The sequence below is a fragment of the Microcella alkaliphila genome, from assembly GCF_004216855.1.
GTDB classification, from domain to species: Bacteria; Actinomycetota; Actinomycetes; order Actinomycetales; family Microbacteriaceae; genus Microcella; species Microcella alkaliphila.
In genome coordinates this window covers 151,539-172,848 of record NZ_SGXT01000014.1, presented here as the reverse complement: position 1 = coordinate 172,848, position 21,310 = coordinate 151,539, and the positions used below count along the sequence as shown (strand labels likewise).

Genomic DNA, 21,310 nt, shown 5'->3' with positions numbered 1-21,310 from the left:
GCGCGCGCGGCGCGGGCCCGGGGGCTCAGCGGAAGTTCACGAACTGAAGGTCGACATCGAGGTCGGCCTTCTTCACCAGCGCGATCGTCGCCTGCAGGTCGTCGCGGCTCTTCGACTGCACGCGCAACTCGTCGCCCTGAATCTGCGCCTTCACGCTCTTCGGCGCCTCATCGCGGATCATCTTGGCGACCTTCTTGGCGTTCTCGCTCGAGATGCCGTTCTTCAGGCTCGCGTCGATGCGGTATTCCTTGCCACTCGCGTACGGCTCGCCGACGTCGAGGCTCTTCAAGGAAATGCCGCGCTTGATCATCTTCGACTGCAGCACGTCGAGCACCGCGTTCACGCGCTCCTCGGTGCTGGCCTTCAACAGGAGCTTCTCGCCGCTCCAGTCGACCGAGGCGCCGACACCCTTGAAGTCGTAGCGCTGCGCGATCTCCTTCTGCGCCTGGTGGAGGGCGTTGTCCGCCTCCATTTTGTCGACCTTGCTGACGATGTCGAACGAGGAATCAGCCATGTGCCGATTCTACTGCGGCCGGCTGGAGGGGCACTCTGGCGGTCGAGTCGCGCACGATCAGGTCAAACGGCAACGGCTGGTCGACGGCCGGAACCGAGTCCGCACCGCCCGACGGTTGCAGCGCCTCCATCAGCAGCTCGACGGCGCGCTCGCCCTGCAGCCCAGGGTGCTGGTCGACGGTCGACAGTCCGAAGAACGGAGCGAGTTCGTGGTTGTCGATGCCGATGACCGACAGGTCGCCCGGGACGCTCAACCCCATGTCGCGCGCGGCCAGCATCGCCCCGATCGCCATCTCGTCGCTCGCGGCCACGAGCGCGGTCGGGCGGATGCGCGGCTCACCCAGCAACTGCTTGGCCGCCTGATACCCGCTCTCCATCGTGAACACGGCCGGATAGTAGAGCGCGGGGTCGGGTTCGATGCCCGCTTCGCGCAGGGCGAGTTCGTAGCCGTGCCGACGGTTCGTCGGCAGGTGGAACGACAGCTCGCGCTCGACGTCACCGCCGATGTGGCCGATGACACGGTGGCCGAGCGACAGCAGGTGCTCGGTGGCGAGCTTCGTGACGGCGACATCGTCGATGCTCAACGTGGGCACCCCGGGGATCGGCCCGCCCACGCCGACGAGCGGCCGGCCGAGCGCGTGCAGCGAGTCGACCTCCTGCTCGGTGAGTTCCAGGCTGACGGCGAGCACGGCGTCGACGCGTTTGCGCAGCAGGAAGTGCTCGAACACGCTCGAACGCTCGTCGTCGTGGCCCGACAGGTTGTACAGGGTGAGGTCGTAGCCGTACTGCATGAGCCGGCGTTGCGCCCCCTCGATCACCGCGGTGTAGAACCACCGATTGAGAAAGGGCACAACGACACCGACGTTGCGGGTGCGCCCGGTGGCGAGGCTCGAGGCGTCGGCGTTGACGACGTACCCCAGCTGACTGGCCGCGGCTGCGACCTTCTCGCGCGTGCGGGGCGCGACGTGCCCGCGGCCGCTGAGCGCGCGTGACACCGTGGCCGTGGACACGCCTGCGAGTTTGGCGACGTCGTCAATACCGGTCATGGCTGCGCTCTTTTCGAAGGTTTGGGCTCAGACTAACGCGCCCACCCCAGTTTGCAAGCGCTTGCACTCAACTGGTCGTCGCGGACCCTCGCGACCGTATAAACTCATTGCGCGCACCCGGTCGCTGAATACAGCGGACGGGCGCGCGTACGGCGAGTTACCCAAGCGGCCAAAGGGATCTGACTGTAAATCAGCCGGCGTAGCCTTCGGGGGTTCGAATCCCTCACTCGCCACCCTGTGACGGCCCCGCCGCTCGAGACCATCGAGCGCGGGGCCGTTTTCGTGTTGAGCGACGTGGTGCGGTGCCTGGAAGACTGGGCACATGACGTCGCCCGCTCTCGCCCGCCCGTCCGACACTGAGCTGCTTACACTCGCGCTCGACATCGCCTCGGAGGCAGGGCGGATGATCGCTACGGCCCGCGAGGGCACGGTCACCGTCGCCGACCGCAAGTCGTCGTCGACCGACGTCGTTACCCAGGTCGATCGTGACGCCGAGGCGCTCATTCGTCACCGAATCGCGGAGGCGAGGCCTGATGACGCGTTCTTCGGTGAGGAGAGCGGCGGGGGCGAGGGGTCCAGCGGCCTGACCTGGGTCGTCGATCCGATCGACGGCACCGTTAACTATCTGTACGGCATCCCGCACTACGCGGTGAGCATCGCCGTCGTCGAGGGCCCCGCTGATCCGGCGCACTGGATCGAGCGCGTCGGTGTTGTGCTGAACCCGGCCACCGGCGAGACCTTTACGGCGGTGCGCGGGGGTGGCGCGTTCCTCGGCGACCGGGCCCTCAGCATCCCTACGCCGCCCGCGCTCGATCAGGCGCTCATCGCGACCGGCTTTGCGTATGACGCGGAGTTGCGCGGTCGTCAGGGGGCCGCCGTGGCCGCCATGCTGCCGCGCGTGCGCGACATTCGTCGCCTGGGCACGGCGTCGCTCGATCTGTGCAACCTCGCCGCGGGTCGGGTCGATGCGTACTTCGAGCGCACCCTCAACCCGTGGGATCACGCGGCCGGAGGTCTCGTCGTCCAGGAGGCCGGTGGGGTCGTGGTCGGCCGGGGAGGGAACGCGCCGAGCCGCGAGTTTCTGATCGCCGTGCATCCCGACTTGCTCGCGTCTGTGGAAGATCTGCTCGACGAGATCCGGGCCTGATGTTTACTGTCCGGACCCCCAGGTCGCTTCGTAGGCAACCTATGAATCAGGTTCGCGGACTTTTCGTTTCCCGCACAAGCGGTTAGCCTTTACCAGTTCGTGATAAATGGATGCGGTTCTCCGCGCCGTCACGAGCGCCCAGACCCGATCGACACTGACCCGAACGACGCAGAGAAACACCCCACCACCCCCATGACCGATGACCTCACACGGCTGAACGCCTCCCTTGGCGACCCCGCGGCCGCATCGGACGGCGGTTCGGTGCAGCCCTTGACGCGTCGGGAGGCGCGCGCAGCCGAGGGGCACCAGTCGCGTCGGGCACTGCGTGAGGTCGAGGCCGCACAGTCCGCGTTGCGTGGTTCGCGTCGCGCGAGCACGAGCCCCTCTCCGGCGGTGTCGTCATCGGCCCGCCGAGGCGTCGTACCGCGCCCCCCGGCTGGGCCCGTCGCCACGACGACCTCGGCCGTTCCCGGAGCGTCCGCGGTGCCGCTGCGCAAGCGCGTGGCCCGCAAGGTCTTCCCGCCGATCGTCATGGCAGCGGCCGCGGCACTCATCATCGGCACGTCGGTTCCTTCCAGCGTTCTCGGCGACCCGAACGCCCCCGCGGCGACCGCGTCGCTCGGAGAGGTCGCGAGCGCCCTCGACGCCGGTGCCGTTATCGAGACGGGTGCCAGCCGGGCCGCCACCGACGCCCCCGAGGCTCAGGTGCTCTCGGCCGCGTCTGACGATGCCAGCGCTCTGCCCGTCGCCAGCCGCGACGACTGGAGCGTCACCTCCTACGCCGAGATGATGCGCCTGCGGTACGGCAACCGCACCTTCGCCTACGCGACGACCGGTGCGGGCGCCGTGCGCTGGCCCTTCCCGTTCGCCGCCCCGATCAGCTCGGGCTTCGGCAGCCGCGCCGCTCCCTGCTGGGGCTGCTCGAGTTACCACCAGGGCCTCGACTTCGTCCCCGGCTATGGCACCGCAATTCAGGCCATCGCCGGCGGCACGGTCACCCTCTCGCAGCAGGGTGGCGGCTTCGGCAACCACGTATACATCGACCACGTGATCAACGGGCAGCGCGTCACGAGCGTCTACGCCCACATGGTGTGGGACTCCTCCCCGCTGCGCGTCGGTGACACCATCGAGGCGGGCGATTTCGTCGGACTCGTCGGATCGAGCGGCATCTCGACCGCTCCCCACCTGCACTTCGAGCTGCACCTCGACGGCGTCCCCGTCGACCCGTACGCCTGGCTCATCACCAACGCCTCGTAGCGCACCAGAACGAACAAGCCCCGGATGCGCGCTCAGCGCTTCCGGGGCTCGTTGCGTCGCTGCGCGGTCGCGCTAGCTCGCCGCCCGCAGCCAGACGGTGGTGTCGGTCGGCACAGCACGGCAGTCAAGTGGACCGCTGGTGAGCAGCACCTCGCCGGCCGGAAGCTCGATCGCGCCCTCACTGAGGTTGGCGATCACAACGACGTCGCCGGTGCGGAACGCTACCGCGTCGTCGCCGAGGTCGATCCACGAGACCGACCCTTCGCCGAGGCGCAGTTCCGCCCGCAGGGCCAGAGCGCGACGGTAGAGCTCGAGCGTCGAGCTGGGGTCGCCCTCCTGCGCGTCGCGCGCGATGGCGCTCCACTCGGTGGGCTGGGGCAGCCAGCTTTCGCCGGTCGCGTTGAAGCCGAACGCGGGGGCGTCGGCCTCCCACGGCAGCGGAACGCGGCACCCGTCACGGCCGTAGACCTCGCCGTTCGTGCGGTGGAACGTCGGGTCTTCGCGCACGTGGTCGTCCAGCTCGATGACCTCGGGCAGGCCCAGCTCCTCACCCTGGTACAGGTACGCGCTGCCGGGCAGGCTCAGCATGAGCGCCGTCGCGGCACGCGCTCGCTTGAGGCCGAGCACCTCGTCTGGCTTGTCCTCCGACGCCGGGCCGATGCCGCTCGCGGGGGCGGCCGCGTGCACGGTCAGGCCGAGGCGGCTCGCGTGGCGCACGACGTCGTGGTTGGACAGCACCCACGTGCTCGGGGCGCCGACATCACCGAACGCGGCAATCGACTCGTCGATGACGGTGCGAAGCTTCGGAGCCTCCCACGGCGTCGAGAGGTAGCTGAAGTTGAACGCCTGGTGCATCTCGTCGTCGCGCACCCACAGGGCGGCACGGCTGAGCGGCTCGACCCACGCCTCGGCGCACAGAACGCGGTCGCCGTCGTACTCGGCGAGAACCTTGTGCCAGTCGCGATAGACGTCGTGCACGGGAGGCTGAGCCCAGTAGGGCACCTCGTCGGGCTTCATCATGGCCTCGGCGAGGCTCTCGCCCTCCTCCGGCTCGGGCACGTCGGGCAGTCCGTCTGCCTTCATGAGGCCGTGGGCGACGTCGACGCGGAAGCCGTCGGCCCCGCGGTCAAGCCAGAACCGCAGAATCTCGCGGAAGCGCTCCCAGACCCACTCGTTCTTCCAGTTGAAGTCGGGCTGCGTCGAGTCGAACAGGTGGAGGTACCACTGGCCGGGCTCGCCGTTCGCCTCGGTCACCCGCGTCCAGGCGGGGCCTCCGAAGATCGACTGCCAGTTGTTCGGGGGCAGCTCGCCGTTCTCACCCTTGCCCTCGCGGAACATGAAGCGGTCGCGCTCGGCGGAGCCGGGGCCGGCGGCCAGTGCCTCCTGGAACCACACGTGCTCGCTCGAGCAGTGGTTCGGAACGAGGTCGACAATGACCCGCAGGCCAAGCTCGTGAGCCCGTTCGCGCATCCGATCGAAGTCAGCGAGGGTGCCGAACAGCGGGTCCACGTCGCAGTAGTCGCTGACGTCGTACCCCGCGTCGTTCTGCGGCGAGCGGAAGAAGGGAGACAGCCAGACCGCGTCGACGCCGAGAGCGGCAAGTGAGTCGAGACGCTCGGTGATTCCGGCGAGGTCGCCGATGCCGTCGCCGTTCGCATCGGCGAACGAGCGCGGATAGATCTGGTAGATGACGGCGGTGCGCCACCACTCTTTACCCGGCTGGGATGCACGGGCGTGCGACACGCGCTCGGGCGCGCCAGTAGGGCTCAAGGTTTCATTGGGCATGCGGCCACGATACGCGAAAACGCTGACTGTGGAAACGGTTCCACGTGGTGGAAGCGTTTCCAGGCTTCCAGCATTCTTTCAGCGAGTGGTCGCGGAGCGTCCGCAAAAATCCATGGTTGTGGGGATTCAGCGGAAGTGCTATAACTGTAAGCGCTTGCAATCCGCGAGCGCATCAAGAGAATGGCCTCTTGGCGACGGTGACCGTCTGCCACAGGCAGACAGCACCGGCAGCGCGCCGGCGAGGCCGAGCCCGCCGACCCCACGACCGCCCCCGAAACCCCCGCGGCGTCGAGCACGCTGACCGTGTGGGTCGACGCTGACCGCGCCGGAGTCCTGGAGGACATCGCCGCTCAGTTCGAAGCCGACCGCGGTGTTGCGGTCGAGCTCGTGACGAAGGACTTCGGCGCGATCCGCGACGACTTCATCACCCAGGCCCCCACCGGCAACGGCCCCGACGTCATCGTCGGTGCGCACGACTGGCTGGGCAAGCTCGTGCAGAACGGTGTTGTTGCGCCGCTCGAGCTGGGCGACGCCGCCGGCGACTTCCAGGACGTCGCGATCACGGCCATGAGCTACGAGGGCCAGACCTACGGTCTGCCCTACTCGGTCGAGAACATCGCGCTCATCCGCAATGTCGACCTCGCCGCGGAGGCTCCCGCCACCTTCGACGAGATGATTGCCGCCGGCGAGGCCTCCGGCGCCGAGTACCGCTTCCTCGTGGGTCTCGACCCGAACGCGGCCGACCCGTACCACCTGTACCCCTTCCAGGCGTCGTTCGGTGCTCCGGTGTTCGAGATCACCGCTGACGGCACCTACGACCCGACGACGCTCGCCCTCGGCAACGAGGGTGGCGAGCAGTTCGCCACCGCGCTCGCCGCGTGGGGTGCCGACGGCATCCTCAACACGAACATCTCGGGTGACATCGCCCGCGAAGAGTTCGTCGCCGGCAAGTCGCCGTTCTTCCTCACCGGGCCCTGGAACCTTCCGGCCGTGAAGGAAGCAGGCATCAACTACGCGATCGACGCGATCCCGTCGGCCGGTGGCGAGACCGCCTCGCCGTTCGTCGGCGTGCAGGGCTTCTTCGTCTCGTCGCGCAGCGAGAACACCATCGCCGCCACCGAGTTCCTCGTGAACTACATCGGTAGCGAAGAGGTGCAGACCGCGCTGTACGAGGTCGGTGGCCGCGCCCCGGCGCTGCTGAGCGCCTTCGAGGCCGCGCAGGGTGACGCTGACGTTGCCGCGTTCGGTGCCGTCGGTGCCGACGGCGTCCCGATGCCGAACGTTCCCGCGATGGACGTCGTGTGGAGTGACTGGGGCTCGACCCAGGTCGCCATCATCAACGGCCAGGGTGACCCGGTTGAGCTGTGGCGCGCGATGGTTGCGAGCATCCAGGAGAAGGTCGACGGCTAAACCCCGAGACCGCAGGTGACAAGCGAGGCCCTTCGCGAGCATCCGCATCGCGGAGGGCCTCGCTGCACCGTCGCGGTGCCGACCGCGGTCGGCACCGCGCCACACCCTCCTGTGCAGTGAGACGAGGAACGATGAGCAACACCACTCCCGGGACGGACCAGCCGGTCGTCACGCCCCCACCCCGTACCCGCGGCGGCGGAATCCCCGCCCGCGTCATGGCGACCAACTCGAGCAACAGCCTGCGCGGCTGGGCGTTCAAGATCGTGTTGCTCGGCCTCGTCGACTCGCTCGCCGTGTTCGCCATGTTCGTCCTGTTCATGCAGGAGTCGTGGCTCATCTTCGGCATCACGCTCGCCGTGACCCTCGTCATCAACTGGATCTACCTGCGGCCTGGGGGCCTGCCCGCCAAGTACCTGGCGCCGGGCCTGCTGTTCCTCGCCGTGTTCCAGATCTTCGTCGTCGTGTACTCGGGCTACATCGCCTTCACGAACTACGGCGACGGGCGGAACGGCACGAAAGAGGATGCGATCGCAAACATCCAGCTCACGTCCCTGAACCGCGTGCCCGACTCTCCGACCTTCCGCCTCCAGGTGCTGGAGCAGGGCGGCGACTACGCCTTCCTCGTGACTACCCCGACCGGCGAGGTGTTCCTCGGCAGCCCCGATGAGCCGCTCGCACCGGCCGGCGGCGCCGAACTCGACTCGACCGGCAAGGCCGTCGCCGTCGACGGCTACACCTCACTGAGCTTTGCCGACCTGCTCGCCAACCAACGCGCCATCACGACCCTCTCGGTGCCGTTCAGCGATGACCCGGCCGACGGGGCGCTACGCACCCCGGACGGTTCGAACGCCTACCTCTATCTGTCGGCCCTCGAATACGACGAGGCCACCGACACCTTCACCGACGCGGCCGGAGTCATCTACCGCGACGGAGGCAACGGCGCTTTCGTCAACGACGATGGCCGCGAGCTGATCCCCGGCTGGACGATCAATGTCGGTTTCGACAACTTCGTGAAGGCGTTCACGAGTGACAACATTCGCGGGCCGCTCATCAGCGTCACCATCTGGACCTTCGCCTTCGCGATCCTCTCCGTCGCGACCACGTTCGCGCTCGGACTGTTCCTCGCGATCGTGTTCAACAAGCCCGGCATGAAGGGCAAGAAGGCCTACCGGCTCATCATGATCCTCCCGTACGCCTTCCCCGGCTTCCTCTCGGGGCTCGTCTGGCTCGGGTTGTTCAACCAGGACTTCGGGTACATCAACCAGGTCTTGTTTGGCGGGGCGAGCATCCCGTGGCTGACCGATCCGTGGCTGGCGAAGATCAGCGTCTTGACGGTGAACCTGTGGCTCGGCTTCCCCTACATGTTCCTCATCTGCACGGGGGCGCTGCAGTCGATTCCGGAGGAGCTGACGGAGGCCGCCACCGTCGACGGTGCCAAACCCTGGGCCGTGTTCCGACTCATCAAGTTCCCGCTGCTGCTCGTATCGGTCGCGCCGCTGCTCATCTCGAGCTTCGCGTTCAACTTCAACAACTTCAACATCATCTACATGCTGACGGGAGGCGGTCCGCGCGACGTCACCGCCGGCGTGGATGCGGGTGCCACCGACATCCTCATCACGCTCGTCTACAAGGTGGCGTTCGGCGCCGGAACCGGCCGCGACTACGGCCTCGCAAGCGCCTTCGCGATCCTGATCTTCATCATCGTCGCGACGGTGTCGATCATCAGCTTCCGCCAGACCAAGGCCCTCGAGGAGTTGAACTGACATGACGAACCCCTTCAACCCGTCCGATGGCCAACAGATCGGCGCGCGCCTCAACCCGGCAGTCGCCGGGGCGGCGACCACCGTCGCGACCGCGCCGTCCGCTGACCGGCCGCACACGAGCATCCCGGAGCGCCGCAAGCGCGGCTTCCTCTTCTGGGCCCGTGACACCGGGTGGCGGCACCTCATCGGCATCGTCATGCTCGTCTTCGCGGCGTTCCCGCTGCTGTACGTGCTGTCGGCCTCGCTCAACCCCACGGGAACGCTGGTCGGCTCGAACGTGCTGTTCCGCACGATCGACTTCGGCAACTACGTCGAGCTGTTCCAGCTGCCGCAGCAGCCGTACGCCGCGTGGTTCCTGAACACGATGATCATCGGGCTCACGACCGCGGTCGGCACCGTCTTCCTCGGGGCGCTCGCCGCGTACGCCTTTTCGCGGATGCGCTTCACCGGCCGCCGGGTCGGCCTGCTGACCCTGCTGCTCGTGCAGATGTTCCCGCAGCTGCTCGGCGTCGTCGCCATCTTCTTGCTGCTGAGCGGAATCGGCGACATCTTCCCGCAGATCGGAATCGGCACCCAGGCCGGCCTGATCCTCGTCTACCTCGGCGGCGCGCTCGGCGTGAACACCTATCTCATGTACGGGTTCTTCAACACCGTGCCGGTCTCGATCGACGAAGCGGCGAAGATCGACGGCGCGAGTCACGCGCGCATCTTCTTCACGATCATCCTGCGCCTCGTCGCGCCGATCCTCGCCGTGGTCGGGCTACTGTCGTTCATCGCGACCACCAGCGAGTTCGTCATCGCCTCGGTCGTACTCACGAGCCCGCAGACGCAGACCCTCGCGGTCGGGCTGTATCAGTTCATCAGTCAGGAGACGTCCACGAACTGGACGATCTTCTCGGCGGGAGCGGTGCTCGCGGCAATCCCCGTGATGGCGCTGTTCCTCTACCTGCAGAAGTACATCATCGGCGGGCTCACCGCCGGCAGCGTCAAGTAAGACGACGCGCGCGCCACCGCGAAGGACCACCCTGCCCGTGCTGCCTGACATCGATGCCCGTCCGCACCACGACGGGTCGCCCCTCTACGTCTCGACCCAAGAGCCCGCTCTCGGTGATGCCGTGCGCGTGCGCCTGCGCGTGCCTCACCGCTACGGCCACGTAGCCGGGGTGAAGACGCGCTCGAACCCCAACCATGAGCCGCGGTTCACCCCGGCGGTCGTCGTCCACCACGACGACGATGCGAGTTGGTGGGAGGCCGAGCTGCTGATCGAGAATCCGGTCCACGGCTACCGCTTCATCATCACCCGGGCGAGCGGCGAGACGCACTTCCTCTCGCAGGCCGGACTCAGCGACATCGAGACCCGCGACGACGACGACTTCCGCCTCGTCACCTTCGCGCCGCCGCCGGCGTGGGGGGCCGAGGCAGTCATGTACCAGGTGTTCCCCGATCGCTTCGCCCGATCATCCGCCGCCGACGATCGCGAGCTGCCCGAGTGGGCAGAGCCGGCCGAGTGGCATGACGAGCCGATCTACCAGGGTCCGTCGACGCCGCGGCAGTTCTACGGGGGAGACCTCGACGGAATCACCGAGCATCTCGACCATCTCGAGCGGCTCGGCGCGACCGTGTTGTACCTGACCCCGGTGTTTCCTGGCCGGTCGAACCACCGCTACGACGCCCACAGCTTCGACCAGGTCGACCCGCTTCTCGGCGGTGACAAGGCGCTTGTGCGGCTCGTTGAGGCGGCCCACGCGCGCGGAATCAAGGTGATGGGCGACCTGACGCTCAACCACTCGGGCGACGCCCACGAGTGGTTCGTCGCGGCCCGGGCGAGCGCCGACGCGCCTGAGCGCGCCTTCTACTACCTCGACGACGACGGCCGCTACGTGTCGTGGCTCGGCGTCGAGAGCCTGCCGAAGCTCAACTGGGCGAGCGACGAGCTGCGCCGCCGCTTCATTGACGGTCCCGACTCCGTCGTCGGCCGCTGGCTGCAGCAGCCGTACGGCCTCGACGGCTGGCGCATCGACGTCGCCAACATGACCGGCCGCCTCGACGACCACGACCTCAACGCCGAGGTGCGCCAGCTCACCCAGGCGACCATGCGCAGCGTCAACCCCGACACCCTGCTCCTCGCCGAGAGCACCAACGACGCGCAGAGCGACATGCAGGGTGACGGCTGGCACGGCGCCATGACCTACGCCAGCTTCACCCGACCCGTCTGGGCGTGGCTCAGCGAGCCGGGCCCCATCAGCTGGTTCTTCGGCCTGCCGTACCCGGTCATGCCCCAGTACACGGGTCACCAGGTCGCCGACGCGAACACCCGCTTCACCGCGGCGATGCCCTGGCGCTCGCGCCTGAACTCGATGAACGCCCTCGACACGCACGACACCTCCCGCTTCGTCACGCGGGCCCGCCCCGGCGCCGTGCCGGTGGCGCTCGGCCTGTCCCTGTCGCTACCGGGAATCCCCGTCGTCTTCGCCGGCGACGAGTTCGGCTTCACCGGCGAGAACGGCGAACACTCGCGCACACCGATCCCGTGGGACCGCGTCGACGACTACGCCCCCACCATCGACCTCTACGCCGAACACCTACGTCTGCGGCGCGAGCACCGCGCGCTCGGCACCGGCTCGCTGCGCTGGCTGCACGTCGGCGACGATGCGCTCCTCTTCGTGCGCGAACTCGCCGACGAGACCGTGCTCGTACTCGCGGCGCGCGACGACGCCGACATCGCGCTCGGCGGCATCGACGGGGGCGCGGCCGTGCGGCTCATCGGCGACGCCGAACTTGCTGTGGATGCACGGGGCGAGGCCGTCGCGGACGGCACCGTCCAGGCCGGGCCCGCCGCGCGCATCCGGTCGACCGGGATGTCGTTCACGGCGTGGGCGCTACCCGGAATCGACGCCCCCGCCTTCCCCGGACACGGGGTGCCCGTGGCCGCCGACAGCCCCCAGTGGAGCGTCGTCTCCCGCTCCGACGCGTGAGCAGAACGGCGGTCTGACACGCCCCGCGACAGGTGCTAATCTTCTCTGGTGCCGAAATCGGGTAACCGATCGGTCGCGCCCCGATAGCTCAGTGGTAGAGCACTTCCATGGTAAGGAAGGGGTCGTCAGTTCAATCCTGACTCGGGGCTCTGAAGCGGGGGTGTAGCCCCGGTTTCGCCCGGCGGGGTAGCTCAGGTGGTTAGAGCACACGGCTCATAATCGTGGTGTCGCGGGTTCGAGTCCCGCCCTCGCTACCAATTCTCGAGACGGTTGCGTCTGGCTTGCGCCGCGAACGCTGGTTCGCGTTCGCGGGGTTCGAGTCCCGCTTCTCTGCCACCAATTCTCGAGACGGTTGTGCCGTCAGCGGGTCTGGCGCAGGCGCTTCCACCACGGGCGACCCGGCGTACCCGACGCGCTCCGGGCGCCTCTCGCGCCGACGACCAGGGGTCGACCCTCCGCCTTGGCGAGCATCACCTGCAGCTCGTCCTCGATCGCGCGGATCGCGCGGCGCTGCTGCTCGGGGTCGAGCGCGTCATCCGATCGCGGCTCGAACGGCAGCGGAGCCGCCGAGACGATCTCCATCAGGTTGTCGTGCTTGACACCGGCCCCCACGGCGTCGACGGCCGCATCGTCGTCACCCAACTCGATGAGTTTCTGCGCCACGGCGCGGTTCGTGTTCTCGCGCTGCCGCAAGAGGTACACGTCTTCCTGGCCGTAGTCGTACTGGTGCTGCGAGCGGCCGATCCGGCGGGCCGCCTTCGGGCGCAGCTCCGCGAGGCGCTCCGCCTCGCGTTCCAGCTCGTCCGCGAGCCCCGCGAGCTCTTCACGCACCATGGTGCGCACGACGGCGTCGTCCCACGGATTCCCGTCGCGCAGCATCCACACGATCGTGCGGTTCTTCACCTTCATGCGCAGTGCCGCCATGGCGACGAGGATGCCCTCCTCGATCAGCTCGTCGCGGCGCCTCTCAGCGCGGGTGCGTGAGTCGGTTTCGGGCTCGGGTGCGGGCGCCTCTTCGCCCGTCTCGCCCCGTTCATCCGCCACGGATGCAGTCTATTGAGGGCCCCCTCACAGCCGCCCCAGAAAAAATCGCGCGACACGCCGAACCACTACATCTAGGGGAATGACACGAGTGTCATTCCGTGTATATAGTGGAACTCCACCGCCGGACGGCGGGATTCCATCAGACACAGGAGGCCCGACATGGACAACGAAAACGACACCGTCGGTGGCTACGCAGTGCCCGTCGACCCGATGGACCTGCTGCAGTGCGAGAGCTGCCAGTAGTCCCCACATGACTTCTGTCTCGGCGCTGCATCGCTGAGACCTCACCCGAAACCCCGGCTTCCACCGCAGGAAGACCGGGGTTTCGTGGTCCAATGGCGAAAAGCCCGCACCCTCCGGCCGGAAGGGGAGCATCGCGATGACCGCAATTGCTGGTGCCAATGCGCCCGAGACGCGCCCCGCCGCGCGCATCGCGAGTGACGCCGAGGTGCTCGACCGCGTGCACCGCACCCTCGGCCCCGTCGATGTCGTCGTCGAGCACTGGGGCAGGCACAAGACGTCCCGCGTGCTGCACGTCGTCACCCGCGGCGGCGAACAGGCGGTCGTCAAATGGCATCGCGATGACGGCCCCTACCGCAGCGAGAGCGAGTCGCTGCAGCAGTATGCGGTGGCCCTTCACGGGGATGCCCCGCGCATCGTCACGCTCGACGACGGGCTGCGCTTGCTCGTGCTCTCACGCCTGCTCGGCGAGCCCGCCGCGGGCACGCCCCACGAGACCGACCCCGACATCCACTATCGGCTCGGTGAACTGGTGCGAAAGCTTCACGACGCGGAGCCGCCGCGCCGTCACGACCGGTTCGGCAGACTCATCGCCGCCGAGTTCGAGCGCTGGAGCCTCGAGGCCGAGCGCGTCTTCGGCGTCGGCGATGACCCGGCCGACGAGCGCGCATGGCGGCTTGCCGACGAGCGCCACCTGGCGCGGCAGCACGTCGCCACCGCGCTCGACCTCGGAGTCTTCGATCACGTGCCCGCCCACCGGGCACTACGCCCCGAGCACTGGATCATCGACCCGGGCGGCCACGTGCGCCTCATCGACTTCTCGCAGGCCGAGCACGAGCCCCGCATCGTCGACTTGCTGTGGCTCGAGTACGGACCGTGGCGCGATGCCCCGTGGCTGCGCGCAGCGTTCCTGCACGGGTACGGGCGCACGCCGACCGATCGAGACCAGTCCGCGCTGAACGCCGTGGCGGCGACACGCGGTCTCGAGTTGCTGGTGCGCGGCACGCGCACGCGCAACGCTGCCGAGAAGCGGCTCGGCCGGGCGATGCTCGACCGGCTGCTCGGCGCCACGCTCTTCTGACCGGGTTTGCCGCCCCGTCCTAGACTGGCCGGGTGCCCGTGAATCCTGACCTGCCCGAGCGCACCTTTCCGCCCGTCGCCCCGTATCTCGTGGGGCGTGAGAAGGTGCGCGAATTCGCCCGCGCGACCCGAGCATCCGCCGCCGTGCACCACGACGTCGAGGCCGCGCGCTCCGCGGGCTTCGCCGATGTGGTGGCGCCTCCGACCTTTCCGATCGTCGTGGCCGAGGCGACGCTGCAGCAGCTGCTCGCCGAGCCCGACGCCGGCATTGACTTCAGCCGCGTCGTGCACGGCGACCAGCGTTTCACCTACACGCGGCCGGTCGTCGCCGGCGACGAACTCACCGCGACGCTGCGCGTGACGGGCGTGAAGACGCTCGGCGGCAACGCAATGGTCACGAGCGAAACCGACATGGTCGACGCCGCCGGCCAGCACGTCGTCACGAGCGTGTCGACCCTCGTCGTGCGGGGGGATGGCGCATGAGCATCGCCGACACCCTCAGCCTTGAGGTCGGCCAGGTCGTGGCCGACGAGACCCTCACCCTCACCCGTGACTCGCTCGTGCGCTACGCCGGCGCGAGCGGCGACTTCAACCCCATCCACTACCGCGACGACGTCGCCGCACAGGTCGGGCTGCCGGGCGTGCTCGCCCACGGCATGCTGACGATGGGCGTCGCGATCGGCACCGTGACCGACTGGCTGGATGCGCGGGGCTGGGTTTCCGACTACCAGGTGCGCTTCACGCGCCCCGTCGTCGTCGACCCGGTCGATGGTGCCGTGGTGCAGGTCGTCGCCACGGTCGGCGCGCTCGACGACGACGAGGCTCGCATCGACCTGACCGTCTCGTACGGCGGCCAGACGGTCCTCGGCAAGGCGCAGGCGCGCATCCGCACGCTGTGACGCCGCACGCCGAGGGCGCAGCCGACGCCGCGACGGCGCTCGCCGACCTGACGACGCTGCGCGTCGGCGGGCCCGCCGCCCGCCTGGTGGAGGCGACGACGGTCGACGAGCTGGTCGAGGCGGTGCTCGACGCGCAGGCGCACGACGACGAATGGCTCGTGCTCGGTGGCGGCTCGAACGTGCTCGTCGGCGACGCCGGCATCGACGGCACGGTCATTCGGGTGGCCATGCGCGGCATCGAGCGCCTGCCCGACGCCGAAGGTTCGCGCCGACCCGTGCGGCTGCGCGTGGCGGCGGGCGAACCGTGGGACGACCTCGTCGCCCACACCGTCGCCGAGGGTTTTGCAGGGCTCGAAGCCTTGAGTGGCATCCCCGGTTCGACGGGCGCCGCCCCCATTCAGAACATCGGCGCCTACGGACAAGAACTGTCTGAAAGCCTTGTGGCCGTCGAGATCCTCGACCTCGTGACGGGGGAGCGTCGCCGCGCGCCCGCCCCCGAGCTCGAGCTCGGCTACCGCGCGAGCGTCATCAAGGCCGGTCGCCCCTGGATCGTCCTCTCGGTCGACCTCGCCCTGGAACGCAACGAGGATGCCCGCAGCCGGCCGGTCGCGTACGCTCAGCTCGCCGACGCGCTCGGCGTCGATGTCGGTGACCGCGCCCCCGTTGCGGGCGTGCGGTCCGCCGTAGTGCGCTTGCGTGCATCCAAGGGAATGGTGCTTGACGAGAACGATCCCGATTCGGTGAGCGCCGGCTCGTTCTTCACGAACCCGATCGTGAGCGCCGCCTTCGCCCGCACCTTGCCGTCGAATGCGCCGCGCTGGTCGACCGTACCCGAGCCGCCCGCGATGGCGGTGCCGCTCGGCCACGAGCCCGTGCCGCCGCCCGAACCGGTCGACGCCCCGGTGAAGCTCAGCGCCGCCTGGCTGATCGAGCACGCCGGCATTACGCGCGGATTCCGGCTGGGCGCCTCGCGCGCCGCGGTGTCGAAGAAGCACACGCTCGCGCTCACCAACACGGGTGGGGCGACGGCAGCCGAGATCGCCGAGTTGGCGCGGTACATCCAAACCCGGGTGCTCAGCGAGTTCGGGGTCATGCTGCACCCCGAGCCGGTGTTCGTCGGCCTCGAGCTGTAGCGACTACTGGTTCTTCCGCACCCAGCGGAACGTGAGCACGGTCAGCACGAGCCCGACGACGAACCAGATGCCGAGCGCGAGCGCGATGCCGGGCAGGTTCCACGTCTCGTTCGGTTCGAGCACGACCAATTCGTCGGGCAGGAAGACGCTGCGCATGCCCTGCGCCATCCACTTGACGGGGAAGATCGCGGCGACCTGCTGCAGCCACTCGGGCAGGTCGCTGAAGCGCAGGAAGATGCCCGAGATGAACTGCAGCACGAGCACGATTGGGATCACGACCGCCGTCGCCGAGGCGCCGCTGCGCGGCACGCTCGACAGCGCGATGCCGAGGATCGCCGAGGTGGTCACGCCGAGCAGGAAGATCCAGGCGAACTGCCCCCACAGCGCCGGATCCTCCGGCAGCGGCACCCGGAAGACGGTGAACGCGAGGATGAGCAGCACGAACGCCTGAAGGATGCCCGTGGCGAGCGCCTGCCCGATCTTGCCGATGAAGTAGCTCGTCACGGGCAGCGGCGAGCCGGCCAGTCGCTTGAGCGTGCCGTTCGATTTTTCGACCGCGATGTCGATCGCGAGGTTCTGCAGGCCGCTCAGCAGCACGCCCGCGGCGAGCATCGCCGGCAGGAAGAACCAGGCGGCCGTGATCTCGTCGCCGTCGGCGGTCTGGCCGAAGTTCGCCTCGCTGAACGAGACCGAGAAGATCGTCAGCAGCACGACGGGGAACAGGAACGTGAAGAACACCGTGTCGCCCTGGCGGAAGTACGCCCGCACCTCGTAGCCGACGCGCAGCGCGCCGAGCCGCAGCGCCCGCGTCACGACGCCACCTCCTGGCCCAGGTCGGCGGCGTGCTCGTGGCCGACGAGGTCGAGGTAGACGTCCTCCAGACTCGGGCGGAACACTTCGAGGTTCTCCGGCTCCGGTCCCAGCCGGGCGATGAGCGACGCGACGAACGCGCCCGGCGTCGCCGTGCGCTCCTCGCGCGCCTCGCCACCCTCGACCCACCGCACAATGGGGATGCGCGCATCTGCCCCGCCGAGGGAATCGATCGGTGCGATGTCCACCATTCTTCCCCCGGCGATCACGCCGGCCCGGTCGCCGAGCTGGGCCGCTTCGTCGAGGTAGTGGGTGGTGAGCACGATGGTCGTGCCCTCCGACTGCAGCGTGCGCACGAGCTGCCAGAAGCTGCGGCGCGCTTCGGGGTCGAAGCCGGTGGTCGGCTCGTCCAAGAACAGCAGTTCGGGGCGGCCGATGATGCCAACCGCCACGTCGACGCGGCGGCGCTGGCCGCCCGACAGCTTGCGAATGAGCGAGTTCGCCTTGTGCTCGAGCCCGACGGCCGCGATCACCTCGTCGACATCGCGGGGGTTTGGGTACAGGGCGGCGAAGTGGCTGAGCTGCTCGCGCACCGTGACGGCGCCCGTCTCGCCGCTCGACTGCAAGACGATGCCGAGCCGCGCCTTCCAGTCGAGGCTCGCCCGCCACGGGTCGGTGCCGAGCACGCGCACCTCGCCGGAGGTGCGCTCCCGGTAGCCCTCGAGAATCTCGATCGTGGTTGACTTGCCGGCGCCGTTCGGGCCGAGCAGGGCGAAGGTCTCGCCGCGGTGGATTTCGAAGCTGATGCCGTCGACGGCGGCGACGTCACCGTAGGTTTTGCGCAGGTCGCGCACCTCGACGACGTTCTCGTGCGCGGACACGATGCCTACTCTGCGCCGAACAGGCGCTGCAGGCGCTGGATGCCCTCACGCAGCTCGTCGTCGCCGAGCGCGTAGCTGAAGCGCAGGTAGCCGCTCGGGCCGAACGCCTCGCCGGGAACCGCCGCGACCTCCGCCTTCTCGAGAATCAGGTCGGCGAGCTCGAGCGAGGTCGTCGGTGTGACGCCCTTCCACTCGCGGTGTAGTAGCTCCGTCACATCGGGGTACACGTAGAACGCACCCGTCGGCGTCGGTGTGACCATTCCCGGGATGCGGTTCAGCTCCGCAACCGCCACCTTCCGTCGCCGGTCGAATGCCTCGCGCATGGTCGCCACCGCATCCTGTGGGCCGGTCAGGGCCGCAATCGCCGCGCGCTGCGACACGTTCGCGACGTTCGACGACAGGTGCGACTGCAGGTTTGCGGCGGCCGCGATCGCATCCTGCGGCCCGACCATCCAGCCCACCCGCCATCCGGTCATCGCGTACGTTTTCGCGACCCCGTTGACGAGGATGCACGTGTCGGCGAGCGCGGGGACCGCCTCGACGATCGACACCGCCTTCTCGCCGTCGTAAGTGAGCGCCTGGTAGATCTCGTCGGTGATCACCCAGATGCCGTGTTCGAGCGCCCACTCGCCGATGGCGCGGGTCTGCTCGGGGCTGTAGACCGAACCGGTCGGGTTCGAGGGGCTGACGAACAGCAGCACCTTGGTGCGCTCGGTGCGCGCGGCCTCGAGCTGCTCGACCGTCACGAGGTAGTTCTGGTCGGCACCCGCGAACACCTCGACGGGTACTCCGCCGGCCAGCCGCACGACCTCGGGGTAGGTGGTCCAGTACGGCGCGGGCAGCAGCACCTCGTCGCCGTTGTCGACGATGGTCTGGAAGGCCTGGTACACGGCCTGCTTTCCGCCGTTCGTGACGATCACCTGGCCGGGGCTGACCTCGAGGCCGGAGTCGCGCAGCGTCTTCTCGGCGATCGCCTCGCGCAAATCGGGGAGGCCCGCGGCCGGCGTGTAGCGGTGGTTCTTGACGTCGTGCGTCGCGGCGGCGGCGGCCTCGACGATGTGCTCGGGGGTGGCGAAGTCGGGCTCCCCCGCCGCGTAACTGATGACGGGGCGGCCGGCGGCCTTCAGCGCCTTGGCCTTCGCATCGACCTTGAGAGTGGCCGATTCGCGGATGGCGGCGATACGACGGGCGATTCGGGAGTGGGTCGGAGCCATGACGGAAGTCTAGTGAGCGGCCGGTTGGACGCGCCCCGATCGGTCGCCTACACTGGGGCACGGTAGTTGAACTCTGCCAAGCTTTGTCGTGCCGTCGACCGAATCCCCGGTCGAGTCGCATGCAGACCAGGTTCAGGTTCAACCCCCGCAAAGGGCGGTGGCTCAATTGGTAGAGCAGCGGTCTCCAAAACCGCAGGTTGCAGGTTCGAGTCCTGTCCGCCCTGCAAAGCACGAATGTCGTGCACACCGAGGAAGGGTGAACTAACACGTGGCCAGGAACGCCGTCGACGAACCCAATGAGGACATCGTCGCCAATGCCAAGAAGGAGCGCGCCGAAAAGCGCGGACCCTTCGGCCGTCTGGCGCTGTTCATCCGCCAGGTCTTCAACGAACTGAGCAAGGTCGTCACCCCGACCCGCCGCGAGCTGATCACGTTCACGCTCGTCGTGCTCGTGTTTGTCATCATCATGATGGCGATCGTTTCGGGCCTCGACCTTGTCTTCGGTACCCTCGTGGGCTTTGTGTTCGGCGGCGCGGTCTAGCACCGCCCCGGCCACCACCCACCCGCCAACGGAAAGAGAACTTGTGAGCGACAAACTGCCGCGCGACATCGACCTCGCGACCGCAGCCGAGCAGTCGAGCGAGGAAGACGAGGCCCAAGAGGGCAACGTCCTCAACTCGCAGATTCACTCGGCTGACCCGGCCGAGCACAACGCGATGCACATCGTCGACGAGTCGGCCGAGCCCGACCTCGATGGCCTGCTCGATGCTCTCGAGAACGCCGCCGACCCCGAGGCCGACGCCGTCGTCGACGACGCCCTCGACATCGACTCGGCCCAGGAGGCCGACGCCGCCTACGAAGCAACGCACGACGAGTCCGAAGAGGACGCGGCTGAGGTCGAGATCGACCCCTACGAAGACTTCAAGCTCGAGCTGCGCATGAAGCCCGGCAAGTGGTACGTCGTGCACTCGTACGCCGGGTTCGAAAAGCGCGTGAAGTCGAACATCGAGTCGCGCCGCATCTCGATGAACATGGAGGAGAGCATCTACGAGGTGCAGGTCCCCATGGAGGACGTCGTCGAGATCAAGAACGGCCAGCGCAAGCTCGTCAACCGCGTGCGCATCCCCAGCTACGTGCTCGTGCGCATGGACCTGAACGAAGACAGCTGGTCGGTCGTTCGCCACACGCCGGGTGTCACCGGGTTCGTCGGCAACGCCCACAACCCGACCCCGCTGCGCTTCGACGAGGCGTTCAACATGCTGAAGTCGACCGTGCAGGTCGCGGAGGCCCCGGCCAAGCCCGGCACGCAGAAGACCGGCGGTCAGGCCGCCCGCGTCATCCCCGCCGAGGTCGACTTCGAGATCGGCGAGACCATCACGATCAAGGAGGGCTCGTTCGCCGGGCTCCCCGGCACGATCAACGAGATCAAGCCCGAGAGCGGCAAGCTCACCGTGCTCGTCTCGCTCTTCGAGCGCGAAACCCCGGTCGAGCTCTCGTTCGACCAGGTCACCAAGCTCTAGTACCCCGACCACCGCGGCGCGCAATGGGCGCGTATGCGGGAGCGCAGCATCCATCGATTCAGTCGGGGGATGCAGCACGACAGTAAGGAAAGAAACATGGCACCGAAGAAGAAGGTTTCGGGTCTCATCAAGCTGCAGATCCAGGCCGGCGCCGCCAACCCTGCCCCGCCGATTGGTCCGGCGCTCGGTCAGCACGGCGTCAACATCATGGAGTTCTGCAAGGCGTACAACGCGGCGACCGAGTCGCAGCGCGGCAACGTCATTCCGGTTGAGATCACCGTGTACGAGGACCGCTCGTTCACGTTCATCCTGAAGACCCCGCCGGCGGCGGAGCTCATCAAGAAGGCGGCGGGCGTGAACAAGGGCTCGTCGACCCCCCACACCGTGAAGGTGGCCAAGATCACCCGCGACCAGGTTCGCGCGATCGCCGAGCAGAAGCAGGCTGACCTCAACGCGAACGACATCGACGCGGCCGAGAAGATCATCGCCGGCACCGCCCGCAGCATGGGCATCACCGTCGAGTAATCGACGCCTCACACACCTTCACTCAGCGGGAGAGCCAGCCAGGCTCGTCAACCGCGTTCTTCACCTAC

Annotated in this window: 20 protein-coding genes and 4 tRNA genes; 17 read left to right on the top strand and 7 right to left on the bottom strand. The window is 68.2% G+C overall.

The genetic code is table 11. The annotated features are described in order from the left end of the window. Positions 1–25 precede the first annotated feature (25 nt). Positions 26–514 (bottom strand): YajQ family cyclic di-GMP-binding protein, encoded by a 489-nt coding sequence (locus tag EV140_RS06510; RefSeq protein WP_130282233.1) that lies wholly within the window; start codon positions 512–514, stop codon positions 26–28. Then, positions 507–1,559: a LacI family DNA-binding transcriptional regulator gene (locus EV140_RS06505; protein ID WP_130282231.1), complete on the bottom strand. Its 1,053-nt coding sequence runs from the start codon at positions 1,557–1,559 to the stop codon at positions 507–509. The genes EV140_RS06510 and EV140_RS06505 overlap by 8 nt, the downstream gene beginning before the upstream one ends. 151 nt (positions 1,560–1,710) lie before the next feature. Here EV140_RS06505 and EV140_RS06500 point away from each other — a divergent pair. The 3 genes from EV140_RS06500 to EV140_RS06490 all read left to right on the top strand — a co-directional run bounded on the left by EV140_RS06500 (position 1,711) and on the right by EV140_RS06490 (position 3,963). Further along, positions 1,711–1,792 (top strand) — tRNA-Tyr (locus EV140_RS06500). A gap of 89 nt (positions 1,793–1,881) precedes the next feature. Next, the gene (locus tag EV140_RS06495) at positions 1,882–2,706 is read left to right on the top strand and encodes an inositol monophosphatase family protein (RefSeq protein ID WP_130282229.1); all 825 of its coding nucleotides are present in this window, start codon (positions 1,882–1,884) and stop codon (positions 2,704–2,706) included. 192 nt (positions 2,707–2,898) lie between these two features. Beyond that, a complete protein-coding gene (locus EV140_RS06490; protein WP_130282227.1) occupies positions 2,899–3,963 on the top strand; it encodes a M23 family metallopeptidase in 1,065 nt (354 codons plus the stop codon). Between the two features lie 72 nt (positions 3,964–4,035). Here the strand turns inward: EV140_RS06490 and EV140_RS06485 are convergent, their stop codons facing one another. After that, positions 4,036–5,748 carry a glycoside hydrolase family 13 protein gene (locus EV140_RS06485; protein ID WP_130282225.1) on the bottom strand — a complete coding sequence of 571 codons (1,713 nt, stop codon included), beginning with the start codon at positions 5,746–5,748 and terminating at the stop codon, positions 4,036–4,038. Between the two features lie 303 nt (positions 5,749–6,051). Here EV140_RS06485 and EV140_RS06480 point away from each other — a divergent pair, with 303 nt between their 5' ends. The 6 genes from EV140_RS06480 (at position 6,052) to EV140_RS06455 (ending at position 12,153) form a co-directional block, all read left to right on the top strand. Next, positions 6,052–7,158, top strand: a complete 1,107-nt coding sequence (locus tag EV140_RS06480; protein ID WP_241971329.1) for a sugar ABC transporter substrate-binding protein — start codon at positions 6,052–6,054, stop codon at positions 7,156–7,158. 131 nt (positions 7,159–7,289) lie between these two features. Further along, a complete protein-coding gene (locus EV140_RS06475) occupies positions 7,290–8,921 on the top strand; it encodes an ABC transporter permease subunit (RefSeq protein ID WP_198674367.1) in 1,632 nt (543 codons plus the stop codon). 1 nt (position 8,922) lies between these two features. Beyond that, positions 8,923–9,915: a sugar ABC transporter permease gene (locus EV140_RS06470; RefSeq protein WP_096423131.1), complete on the top strand. Its 993-nt coding sequence runs from the start codon at positions 8,923–8,925 to the stop codon at positions 9,913–9,915. A gap of 37 nt (positions 9,916–9,952) precedes the next feature. Beyond that, the gene (locus tag EV140_RS06465; protein ID WP_241971328.1) at positions 9,953–11,896 is read left to right on the top strand and encodes a glycoside hydrolase family 13 protein; all 1,944 of its coding nucleotides are present in this window, start codon (positions 9,953–9,955) and stop codon (positions 11,894–11,896) included. A gap of 77 nt (positions 11,897–11,973) precedes the next feature. After that, positions 11,974–12,045: transfer RNA gene (locus tag EV140_RS06460), tRNA-Thr, on the top strand. Between the two features lie 31 nt (positions 12,046–12,076). Further along, a tRNA-Met gene (locus EV140_RS06455) sits at positions 12,077–12,153 on the top strand. A 103-nt stretch (positions 12,154–12,256) separates the two neighbouring features. Here EV140_RS06455 and EV140_RS06450 read toward each other — a convergent pair. Further along, entirely contained in the window at positions 12,257–12,940 is a 684-nt protein-coding gene (locus EV140_RS06450) for a hypothetical protein (protein WP_130282221.1), read from the bottom strand. A 379-nt stretch (positions 12,941–13,319) separates the two neighbouring features. Between EV140_RS06450 and EV140_RS06440 the strand changes: the two genes are divergently transcribed. The 4 genes from EV140_RS06440 to EV140_RS06425 are packed head-to-tail and all read left to right on the top strand — an operon-like array spanning position 13,320 to position 16,292. Continuing rightward, the gene (locus tag EV140_RS06440) at positions 13,320–14,261 is read left to right on the top strand and encodes an aminoglycoside phosphotransferase family protein (protein WP_130282219.1); all 942 of its coding nucleotides are present in this window, start codon (positions 13,320–13,322) and stop codon (positions 14,259–14,261) included. A gap of 32 nt (positions 14,262–14,293) precedes the next feature. Further along, complete coding sequence (locus EV140_RS06435) at positions 14,294–14,743, top strand: FAS1-like dehydratase domain-containing protein (RefSeq protein WP_130282217.1); 450 nt, start codon at positions 14,294–14,296, stop codon at positions 14,741–14,743. After that, a complete protein-coding gene (locus EV140_RS06430) occupies positions 14,740–15,159 on the top strand; it encodes a MaoC/PaaZ C-terminal domain-containing protein (protein ID WP_130282215.1) in 420 nt (139 codons plus the stop codon). Before EV140_RS06435 ends, EV140_RS06430 begins: the two co-directional genes overlap by 4 nt. Next, positions 15,156–16,292 (top strand): UDP-N-acetylmuramate dehydrogenase, encoded by a 1,137-nt coding sequence (locus tag EV140_RS06425; protein ID WP_130282213.1) that lies wholly within the window; start codon positions 15,156–15,158, stop codon positions 16,290–16,292. Before EV140_RS06430 ends, EV140_RS06425 begins: the two co-directional genes overlap by 4 nt. Before the next feature lie 3 nt (positions 16,293–16,295). Here EV140_RS06425 and EV140_RS06420 read toward each other — a convergent pair whose 3' ends face one another. From EV140_RS06420 to EV140_RS06410, 3 genes are read right to left on the bottom strand one after another with little or no spacing between them, the layout of a single operon-like run. Further along, positions 16,296–17,105, bottom strand: coding sequence for an ABC transporter permease (locus EV140_RS06420; RefSeq protein ID WP_130282211.1), 810 nt, complete (start codon positions 17,103–17,105; stop codon positions 16,296–16,298). After that, positions 17,102–17,983 carry an ABC transporter ATP-binding protein gene (locus tag EV140_RS06415; protein WP_130282209.1) on the bottom strand — a complete coding sequence of 294 codons (882 nt, stop codon included), beginning with the start codon at positions 17,981–17,983 and terminating at the stop codon, positions 17,102–17,104. The genes EV140_RS06420 and EV140_RS06415 overlap by 4 nt, the downstream gene beginning before the upstream one ends. 5 nt (positions 17,984–17,988) lie before the next feature. Next, positions 17,989–19,197 carry a pyridoxal phosphate-dependent aminotransferase gene (locus EV140_RS06410; protein ID WP_130282207.1) on the bottom strand — a complete coding sequence of 403 codons (1,209 nt, stop codon included), beginning with the start codon at positions 19,195–19,197 and terminating at the stop codon, positions 17,989–17,991. A 151-nt stretch (positions 19,198–19,348) separates the two neighbouring features. Here EV140_RS06410 and EV140_RS06405 point away from each other — a divergent pair. The 4 genes from EV140_RS06405 (at position 19,349) to rplK (ending at position 21,242) form a co-directional block, all read left to right on the top strand. Beyond that, positions 19,349–19,421 (top strand) — tRNA-Trp (locus tag EV140_RS06405). A gap of 44 nt (positions 19,422–19,465) precedes the next feature. After that, positions 19,466–19,738, top strand: a complete 273-nt coding sequence (secE, locus tag EV140_RS06400) for a preprotein translocase subunit SecE (protein ID WP_130282205.1) — start codon at positions 19,466–19,468, stop codon at positions 19,736–19,738. A gap of 43 nt (positions 19,739–19,781) precedes the next feature. Further along, positions 19,782–20,717 (top strand): transcription termination/antitermination protein NusG, encoded by a 936-nt coding sequence (gene nusG, locus EV140_RS06395; protein WP_130282203.1) that lies wholly within the window; start codon positions 19,782–19,784, stop codon positions 20,715–20,717. A 96-nt stretch (positions 20,718–20,813) separates the two neighbouring features. Further along, the gene (gene rplK, locus EV140_RS06390) at positions 20,814–21,242 is read left to right on the top strand and encodes a 50S ribosomal protein L11 (RefSeq protein ID WP_096423120.1); all 429 of its coding nucleotides are present in this window, start codon (positions 20,814–20,816) and stop codon (positions 21,240–21,242) included. Positions 21,243–21,310 lie beyond the last annotated feature (68 nt).